The sequence below is a fragment of the Gordonia sp. (in: high G+C Gram-positive bacteria) genome (assembly GCF_047606305.1).
Taxonomy (GTDB): Bacteria; Actinomycetota; Actinomycetes; order Mycobacteriales; family Mycobacteriaceae; genus Gordonia.
This window is the reverse complement of sequence record NZ_JASGER010000113.1, coordinates 1-8646: the sequence shown is the minus strand read 5'-3', so window position 1 is coordinate 8646 and position 8646 is coordinate 1. Positions and strand designations below refer to the sequence as shown.

Sequence of the window (8646 nt, the reverse complement as noted above, 5' to 3'; positions counted from 1 at the left end):
GCGGTCGGGGGCGTTGCGGCGGTCGGGGGCGCGGCCGGTGCCGCGGGCTCGGTCACGATGCGCGTCACCGGGCCGGTGACCGCCGCATCGTCCGACTTGTCGGCGGCCGGCTGCACCGGCTCGGCGGCGGGCGCCTTTTCCTTGCGCTTGCGCCGCGAGAACAGACCGCCCTTCTTGCGCTCGACCGGTTCGTCGGTGGCGACCACGTCGTCGAAGTTGCGGTAGGACTCGAAGTCGATCTCGTCGTCGGAGCGGTAGAACGACCCGGTCGCCGGTCCGGTGATCGTGTTGTCCACGGCGGGGATCACGCCGGTGACCTTGTTCGAGGCGGTGACGGCGGCATCGGACTCGGCGGTCTGGCCCGGCTGGAAGGAGGGCATCCCGCTGGCCGTGCGCGGACCCGAGGCCGGCGGAGCGCTGCGCTGGGGAACCGGGTTCGTCGACCGGGGGAACGCCACCCGGGGGATCTCACCGGTGTCCTCGGCGGCGTTGGCAGCAGCGCGTTTGCGCGCCAGCAGCTCCGACGCCGGGATCGGCCGGGAGTCCGGATCGTCCTTGGCCATTGGCTACGTCCTCACTAGTCGTTGTCCGTGCCCGACGTCACCGGCAGGGCGGCCAGTTCGTCGTCGAACACGTCGGAGTCCAGGCGGCGCAGGATCACACCTTCCCGCAGCGCCCACGGACAGATATCGAGTGTATCGAGATTGAGCGCGCGCATCGCCGCCTCGGCCACGAGCGCACCGGCCACGAGCTGTCCCGACCGCGCCGAGTTGACGCCTTCGAGCTCGGCGATGTCGTCGCGGCTCATCCGCGAGATGAAGGCGATGAGCTGCCGCAGACCGCTCGACGTCAGTTGCCGCTTCACCCGCGGACCGGCGCTGGACGGCGCCGCCCCGGTCAGCCGGGCCAGGCTGCGGAAGGTCTTCGACGAGCCGACCGCGAGGTCGGGTTTGCCAGGTCCGCGCAACTCGGCGGCCACCGGCTTTAGCTCGGCGTCGAGCCAATCGCGCAGAACGTTGATCCGACGACGGTCGGGCGGATCGCCGGGCAACCACTCGCGGGTGAGCCGACCGGCGCCGAACGGCACCGACAGTGCCACGTCGGGCTCCTCGTCGACGCCGTTGGACATTTCCAGCGAGCCGCCACCGATGTCGAGGGCCAGGATGCGCCCGGCGCTCCACCCGTACCAGCGGCGCACGGCCAGCGACGTCAGGCGCGCCTCGTCCCGGCCCGACAGAACGCCGATGTCCACCCCGGTCCGGTGACGGACCTCGGTGAGGACCTCCTCGCTGTTGGCGGCATCGCGCACCGCCGACGTCGCGAACGCCATGACCTGCTCGCAACCGGAGCTGTGGGCGATCCGGGTGAACTCGTCGATCGCGCCGACCAGGTCCTTGGCCGCCTTGTCCGACAGCCGGCCGTCGGAGTCGATCCGCTCGGCCAGCCGCAGCACCGATTTCGTCGAGCTCATCGGGTTGGGGTGACCGCCCCGGTGGGCGTCGACCACCAGGAGGTGCACCGTGTTGCTGCCGATGTCGAGCACTCCTAAACGCACATCCCCACGGTAGTGGCTCGCCGCGCGACGCCGTGACTTGCCTCGGGCGTGTCACGCGGGACTAGGTTGGAGCTGTGCAGCCCGAAGTAGACCTGGATTTCCCGCGCGAGTGGTACGAATTCGCCGATCCGGGCAACCCCGAGCACTGGATCCGGGCCGATCTGACCTGGTTGTGCTCGCACTGGACCTGCGTGTTCGGCACCCCCGCGTGCCCGGGGATCATCGAGGGCCGGCCCGACGACGGCTGCTGCAGCCATGGCGCCTACCTGTCCGACGCGGAAGACCGCGAACGCCTCGAGGCCGGGGTCGCCATGCTCGACGCCGACAGCTGGCAGTTCCACGACGTCGGCGGTCGCGGCGACCCGCTCGGTCCCGACGGCTACCTCGTCGAGGACGAGGCCGACGGTGAACCGGCGCTCAAGACCCGGGTCCACGAGGGGGCGTGCGTCTTCCTCAACCGCCCCGGCTTCGACCGCGGCGCAGGATGCGCGCTGCACGCGATGGCGCTGCGCGAGGGCATCGAACCGCTCACCGTGAAGCCCGACGTGTGCTGGCAACTGCCGGTGCGGCGCACCCAGGAGTGGGAGGAACGCCCGGATGGGACGCAGATCCTCGTCGACACGATCACCGAATACGACCGTCGCGGCTGGGGCGAGGGCGGCCACGATCTGGCCTGGTACTGCTCCGGGTCGCCCGACGCCCACGTCGGCGCCACGCAGGTGTGGGACTCCTACGCCCCCGAGCTCACCGAGCTGATCGGCGAGCAGGCATACGCCGAGCTGGCCGCGGTGTGCCGGCGTCGGGCGGGACTCGGGCTGCTGGCCGTCCACCCGGCCACCGCCGCCGCCGGTGCGCGCCGGGACACCGACGTCAAGTACGAGATCCTCTAGGCCAGGGTCGCCAGCGCACCGTCGATCAGCATGGCGACCGCCTCGTCGACCCGGAACTCCGCGGAGTAGCGCGGCCACTCCGGCAGGATCCGCAGGACGGCCGGATAGTCGGCGAGATCCGCGGCGTCGACGGATTCGAACCAGGCCTTCTCCTTCGGAGAGCGTTCGGCGCGCGACGTCTGGAACTGCAACTCGGAGGCGACGAGGTCCCAGCACGAGCGCCACAGGCCGAATGCCCGCCGGTCGTCGAAGCCCGCCTCGTTGGCCGCGGTGATGAACTGGTCGGGCAGCGTCAGCGCGGGAAGACCGGTGGCCACCCCTTCGCGCAGCACCCGGATCAGCCAGGGGATCTCACTGAGCTTGTCGTGCATGTCGACGATGATCCCGACCATGCGATCGCGCGGAGAGCCGCTGATCGTGCGCCACTCGATCCGCGCGGCGACCTCGCCGAGGACCAACGAGAGCAGCGCCGCCTTGTTGGGGACGTAGTGGTACAGCGACATCGGTTTGGAATCGAGTTCGGCGGCCAGTCGCCGCATGCTCAGCGACTCCGCGCCGTCGCGCTCGATGATCTGCAACGCCGCGTCGACGATCGCGGCGCGATCGAGACGTGCGGTCGGCGGCATGACCCCATTCTGTCTCATCACCGACCGACGGTTGGCGGCACGGCCAAGTTAGGTTACCCTGTCGTACGCGTACGATTCCGTACGCGTACGACCTACTCTGAGGGAGCCCGCATGACGCGCACCGAGCACCGACCGGCCGCTGAGACGCACTTCGGTGCGCTGCTGACGACAGTCTTCTTCCTGAACTTCCTGGTCGCCCTGGACATGTCGCTGGTGAACATCGCGCTGCCCAAGATCCAGGCAGACCTCGGATTCACGCCGAGCGCACTGCAGTGGGTCGTGACCTCGTACCTGCTCACGTACGCGGGGTTCATGCTCCTGGGCGGGCGGATCGGCGATCTGTGGGGACGGCGCAACGTCATCATCGCCGGGCTGGTCGTCTTCGCCGCGGCCAGCCTGCTCGGCGGCTTCGCACTGTCGTCCGGCATGCTGATCGCCGCACGTGCACTGCAGGGCGTGGCGGGCGCGCTGCTCGCACCGGCATCCCTCGCACTGGTCACCACGGTCACGGACCCCGCGCGCCACAAGAAGGCCATGGGCCTGTGGGCCGGGGCGGGCGCCGCCGGGGGCGCGGTCGGCGTCGTACTCAGCGGCCTGCTGACCGAGTGGTTCTCCTGGCGCGCGGTCCTTCTGGTGAACGTGCCGATCGTCCTGATCGCACTGCTCGGCGCGATTCGAGGAGTCCGGCCCGATCGCGGAGAGTCGACCGGACGGCTCGACGTCGCCGGCGCGTTCCTGGTCACCGCGGGTGTCGGCGCACTCGTGTACGCGGTGAGCTCGGCCGGCGACCACGGCTGGGCTTCGCCGCGGTTCACGGTGGGGGGTGTCGCGGCCGCGGTGCTGCTGGTCGGCTTCGCGATCGTCGAGCGCAAGGCTCCCCACCCGCTCATGCCGCCGACGCTGATGAAACGGCGGAACATCCTGGGCGCCAACGCCTTCGGCTTCATGCTCGCCGCCGGTCAGCTCGCCGCCTTCTACTTCGCCTCGCTGTACGTACAGACGGTGTGGAACGTCGATCCGGGTATCGCCGGCACCTTGTTCCTGCCCTTCTGCGTCGCGGCGTTCATCGGCATCGTGGTCGGCAACAAGCTCGCGGCGACGATCGGCACCCGCATGACGATGGTCCTGATGGGTCTGCTGACCGGGCTCGGACTGTTCCTCTTCTCGCAGATTCCGGCCGAGTTCGACTTCTGGCTGGGCATCCTGCTGCCCTCGGCGGTGACCGCGATCGGATTGGGCGGGTCGATGGTGCAGGTGGGCGTCGCGGCGACGAAGGGGGTGCCGCCGGCGGAGGTCGGCATCGCTTCGGGTGTGGCCAACAGTTCGCGCCAACTCGGCGGAACCATCGGCCTGGCCGTATTGGTCACGATCGCCAGCCACTTCACCGTGCCGCGCGAGGGCTACTCCACCGGCTTTGCGGTCGGCGCCCTGTTCCTGGTCGTCGGGAGCCTGCTCGCCTGGCTCATCCTGCCGCGCGACCGCGCCGACTCCTCGACCACGGCGCCGGAATGACCGTCCTCTAGGCCTCGAGCTTGTAGCCCAGTCCGCGGACGGTGAGCAGAAAGGTCGGCGACGAGGGGTCGGGCTCGATCTTCGAGCGCAGTCGCTTGACGTGGACGTCGAGGGTCTTGGTGTCGCCGACGTAGTCCGCGCCCCACACCCGGTCGATCAACTGGCCGCGGGTGAGGACGCGTCCGGCGTTGCGCATCAGGAACTCGAGCAGGTCGAACTCCTTGAGCGGCAGGGTGATCGCCTCGCCGTTGACGCTGACCGTGTGCCGGTCGACGTCCATCCGGACCGGACCGGCCTCCAAGACGCCGTCGATCAGCTCGTCGTCGACCGCCGCGTCGGCCCCGCGGCGCAGCACAGCGCGGATGCGGGCGATCAATTCGCGCGCCGAGTACGGCTTGGTGACGTAGTCGTCGGCACCGAGTTCGAGGCCGACCACCTTGTCGATCTCTGTGTCGCGCGCGGTCACCATGATGACCGGCACCGACGACTTGGCGCGCAGTGCCTTGCACACCTCGGTGCCGGACATGCCCGGCAGCATGAGGTCGAGCAGGACGATGTCGGGGTTGACGCGGTCGAAGGCGGTCAGCGCCGACGAACCGTCGTTGATGACCGTGGCCTCGAACCCCTCCTTGCGGAGCAGGAACGCCAATGGGTCGGCCAACGATTCCTCGTCTTCGACGATGAGAACGTGCGTCACGAGACTTCCTCTTCTACTTGCTCGGTGGTCTGTTGGTCGGGAACCTGTGTCGACGGGGCATCGTCGACCGGTGCTTGGGGAATGGCGAGCGTGAAGGTCGACCCGGTGCCCGGGCGACTCCACACCGAGATCGAACCGGAGTGGTTCGCGGCGACGTGCTTGACGATCGCCAAGCCCAGACCGGTGCCGCCGGTCAGCCGCGACCGGGCCTTGTCGACGCGGAAGAAGCGCTCGAAGACGCGTTCCTGATCGGCCTGGGCGATCCCGATGCCGCGGTCGGTGACGGCCAGCGCCACCATCGGCGGGCCCTCGTCGGGCCCCTCCGGCTCGATGACCCGGCGGCTCACCGAGACGACCGTGCCCTCGGGCGAATACGCGATCGCATTCGAGAGCAGGTTGTTGAGCGCGGTGAGCAGCAACGGACGGTCGCCGTGGACGACCAGTCCCGACGGCTCGTCGCTGTTGAGCGTGATGGTGGCGGCCTCGGCCGGGATCTGCGCGACGCTGATCGCCTCGTCGACGAGCCCGTCGACGTCGACCGGCTGCAGCTCGGCGGTCTCGCCGCCCTGCAGGCGCGAGAGCGAGATCAACTCGGTGACGAGGTTGCCCATCCGCTTGCTCTCGGAGACGATGCGCGAACCGAAGTGCCGCACCGACTCGGGGTCGTCGGCCGATTCCAGCAGCGCCTCGGCGAGCAGGCCGATCGCACCGACGGGCGTCTTGAGTTCGTGGGAGACGTTGGCGACGAAGTCGCGCCGCGTCGCCTCGACGCGCACGTTCTCCGAGTCGTCGTCGCCGAAGATCAGGATGAACCGCATGCCCGCCCGCTCGACGTACCGGGCCAGGCAGCGAACCGACAGCACCGGTTGTGCGGCCGTGGCGCGGGCGGTGGCCAGGAAGCCGGCGGTCGGCGTGGGCGGCACGAACTCGAACCGGCGGTCCTCGCCGGTGCGCAGGACTTCCTCGGCCTCTTCGACGACCTGCGGCCGGAGCTCGTTGTCGGCGATCAGGCCGAGCTTGACCGCGGCCTCGTTGTAGAGCGCCACATCACCGCTCTCCTCGATGACGACGACGCCGTGCTCGGAGCGGCGCACGATCATGCGGAGGATGTCGCTGCGGTCCTGCGGGGTCAGCCCCTCGGGCGCGGGCGGCGCCGACGGCAACACCGACAACGGGGTGATCGGCTCGTCGAAGAGGAAGGCCGGTTGACCGAAGAGGAGACGACCGATGCCGACGCCGCAAACAATGGCAAGGGCGATCGCCGCGACGATCCAGGCAACGGTCACACCACAAGAGTACGACGCGCGGGTGCCGAAAACACAGCCGGACCGTGGAAATTCTGCGGTCGTTTACCCGGTGTTCAGCCCGGGGCTCTAGCGCTGCTCGCGGACCAGATCGGCGTACTCGGGGTGTTTGCCCACGTAGCTCTGGATGTAGCTGCACACCGGGACGATCTGCTTGCCCTGGGCGCGTGCGTCGTCGAGGACGTACTTGACCAGCTGCCCGGCGATCCCTCGACCGCCGAACTGCTCGTGCACGACCGTGTGGGTGAGCAGCAGGGTGTCGGGCTCGCTCATGTAGTCGACGTACCCGACCGACTGCTCCGACCCGTTGTCGTCCAAGAACGCCTCATAGCGCTCGCGAGCGGGTTGGTGGTCAACGCGGAGCTCAGCCATGTCGCCAGCCTAGCGCGGAGCCGACCCGCCCCGCCAGGAGTTACTTCTGGCCCTGCGCGGCGACCGCGGCGGCACCGGCGGCGGCGGCCTCCGGGTCCAGGTACACGCCCTTGCCGGTCACGTTGCCATCGGCGTCGAAGTCGTAGCGCAGCGGGTTGCCGGTGGGGATGTTGAGCTCGGCGATGTCCGCGTCCGAGATGCCCTCGAGGTGCTTGACCAGCGCGCGCAGCGAGTTGCCGTGCGCGGCGATCAGGATGGTCTTGCCGGCCCGCAGGTCCGCGCTGATCGTCTCGGTGTAGTACGGGATCAGCCGCTTGACGACGTCGAGCAGGCACTCGGTGAGCGGGACGGTGATGTCCGCGTACCGGGGGTCGCCGACCTGGCTGTACTCCGAGTCCGGCTCGATCGGCGGCGGCGGGGTGTCGTAGCTGCGGCGCCACAGCATGAACTGCTCGTCGCCGTACTTCTCCTTGGTCTCTGCCTTGTTCAGGCCCTGCAGCGCGCCGTAGTGCCGCTCGTTGAGCCGCCAGTCGCGGACCACCGGGATCCAGTGGCGGTCGGCGGTGTCCAGGGCGATCTGCGCGGTGATGATCGCGCGGCGCAGCAGCGAGGTGTACAGCACGTCGGGAAGCAGGTCGTGCTCGACGAGGAGCTCGCCGGCACGCACGGCCTCGGCGCGGCCCTTGTCGGTGAGGGGGACGTCGACCCAGCCGGTGAACTGGTTGGAGGCGTTCCACGCGCTCTCGCCGTGGCGCATCAGGATCAGGGTGCCGTTGCTCATGGCACCCATTTTCTCACAGCGACTCGCCGGACTCCGGATCGGAGGTCGACGCCGCCTCGTCGAGCGACCGCCCGGGTCGGTACTGCTCGGGCAGCGGCTCCCCCGGCTGCGGGAGCGACTCCTTGTCGATGAGGTGCTCGAAGGCCAGCAGGTTGTGCAGCGGCTCGCGCCGCGACACCCGCCAGGCCCACTCGCGGCGGATCGACGTCGCGAAGCCCAGTTCCAGCAGCACGTTGAAGTCGCCGTCGGCGGCCTCGAGGACCTGCCCCAGGACCCGGTCGAGTTCGTCGGGCGTCAACGCCTCCGAGCTGATCTGTCCGACCAGGTAGATGTCGCCGATGTTGTCGATCGTGTACGCCACGCCGTAGAGGCGGCGGTTGCGCTGCAGGAGGTACCGGTAGACGCCGGTGTGGTTCTCGTCGGGCTGGCGGCAGACGAAGGCCTCCACGCGCGCGCCGTGCCCGGTGGCCGTCAGCAGCACGGTGGTCTTGAGCTTCTTCTCCCCCGGCAGCTCCAGGACGAGGTGTTCGCCGTCGGTCCCGCCGGAGGACTTGCGGTCGAAGTCGATGTCCCGGTCGGCGAGCGCCGATTCGAGCAGGGCCAGGTTGGCCGCGGCACCGGTCACAGCTGCGCCCCCTGCCGGCCGCGCCGACGCCAGCGCTTGCGCGCCGTGGCCCGGGTCGGGTGGCGCAGGGCCGCGCGCTCGTCGAGGGCACGGGTGTAGGAGGCGAGCAGTCCGTCGGCCGTGCGGTCCCAGGAGAAGCGCTCGGCGTGTGTGCGCGCGGCGCCGCCCATCGCGGACAGCCGGGCCGGGTCGGCGAGCATCTTCTCCAGCGCGTTGCTCCAGTCGCAGGTGCGGTGGCCGTCGACGAGGGCGCCCGTGCGCCCGTCGTAGACGGCGACGCCGAG

At 69.7% G+C, this 8646-nt stretch carries 9 protein-coding genes and 2 pseudogenes; 2 read left to right on the top strand and 9 right to left on the bottom strand.

The features are described 5' to 3' along the window. Both QM634_RS15025 and QM634_RS15020 read right to left on the bottom strand, forming a co-directional pair. Window positions 1-563, bottom strand: a pseudogene (locus tag QM634_RS15025) (hypothetical protein); the annotation flags it as partial. Window positions 564-577: 14 nt separating this feature from the next. After that, window positions 578-1555, bottom strand: coding sequence for a hypothetical protein (locus QM634_RS15020; protein ID WP_415043583.1), 978 nt, complete (start codon window positions 1553-1555; stop codon window positions 578-580). Between the two features lie 74 nt (window positions 1556-1629). Here QM634_RS15020 and QM634_RS15015 point away from each other — a divergent pair, with 74 nt between their 5' ends. Further along, the gene (locus QM634_RS15015) at window positions 1630-2445 is read left to right on the top strand and encodes a hypothetical protein (protein WP_415043582.1); all 816 of its coding nucleotides are present in this window, start codon (window positions 1630-1632) and stop codon (window positions 2443-2445) included. On the opposite strand, the gene QM634_RS15010 is transcribed toward QM634_RS15015, so the two are convergent. Next, window positions 2442-3071 (bottom strand): TetR/AcrR family transcriptional regulator, encoded by a 630-nt coding sequence (locus tag QM634_RS15010; protein ID WP_415043581.1) that lies wholly within the window; start codon window positions 3069-3071, stop codon window positions 2442-2444. The genes QM634_RS15015 and QM634_RS15010 overlap by 4 nt on opposite strands. A gap of 111 nt (window positions 3072-3182) precedes the next feature. On the opposite strand from QM634_RS15010, the gene QM634_RS15005 reads away from it, so the two are divergent. Continuing rightward, window positions 3183-4583, top strand: a complete 1401-nt coding sequence (locus QM634_RS15005) for an MFS transporter (protein ID WP_415043580.1) — start codon at window positions 3183-3185, stop codon at window positions 4581-4583. A 7-nt stretch (window positions 4584-4590) separates the two neighbouring features. On the opposite strand, the gene QM634_RS15000 is transcribed toward QM634_RS15005, so the two are convergent. The 6 genes and pseudogenes from QM634_RS15000 to QM634_RS14975 form a co-directional block, all read right to left on the bottom strand. After that, window positions 4591-5280, bottom strand: coding sequence for a winged helix-turn-helix domain-containing protein (locus QM634_RS15000; RefSeq protein WP_415043579.1), 690 nt, complete (start codon window positions 5278-5280; stop codon window positions 4591-4593). Continuing rightward, on the bottom strand, window positions 5277-6566 hold the full coding sequence (locus QM634_RS14995; protein WP_415043578.1) for a sensor histidine kinase: 1290 nt from the start codon (window positions 6564-6566) through the stop codon (window positions 5277-5279). The genes QM634_RS15000 and QM634_RS14995 overlap by 4 nt, the downstream gene beginning before the upstream one ends. 87 nt (window positions 6567-6653) lie before the next feature. After that, complete coding sequence (locus QM634_RS14990; RefSeq protein ID WP_415043577.1) at window positions 6654-6956, bottom strand: GNAT family N-acetyltransferase; 303 nt, start codon at window positions 6954-6956, stop codon at window positions 6654-6656. A 40-nt stretch (window positions 6957-6996) separates the two neighbouring features. Beyond that, the gene (locus tag QM634_RS14985; protein WP_415043576.1) at window positions 6997-7737 is read right to left on the bottom strand and encodes a phosphoglyceromutase; all 741 of its coding nucleotides are present in this window, start codon (window positions 7735-7737) and stop codon (window positions 6997-6999) included. Window positions 7738-7750: 13 nt separating this feature from the next. Continuing rightward, window positions 7751-8362, bottom strand: a complete 612-nt coding sequence (locus tag QM634_RS14980) for a YbjN domain-containing protein (RefSeq protein ID WP_415043575.1) — start codon at window positions 8360-8362, stop codon at window positions 7751-7753. Then, a pseudogene (locus QM634_RS14975) lies at window positions 8359-8646 on the bottom strand (D-inositol-3-phosphate glycosyltransferase); the annotation flags it as partial. The gene QM634_RS14980 and the pseudogene QM634_RS14975, both read right to left, overlap by 4 nt.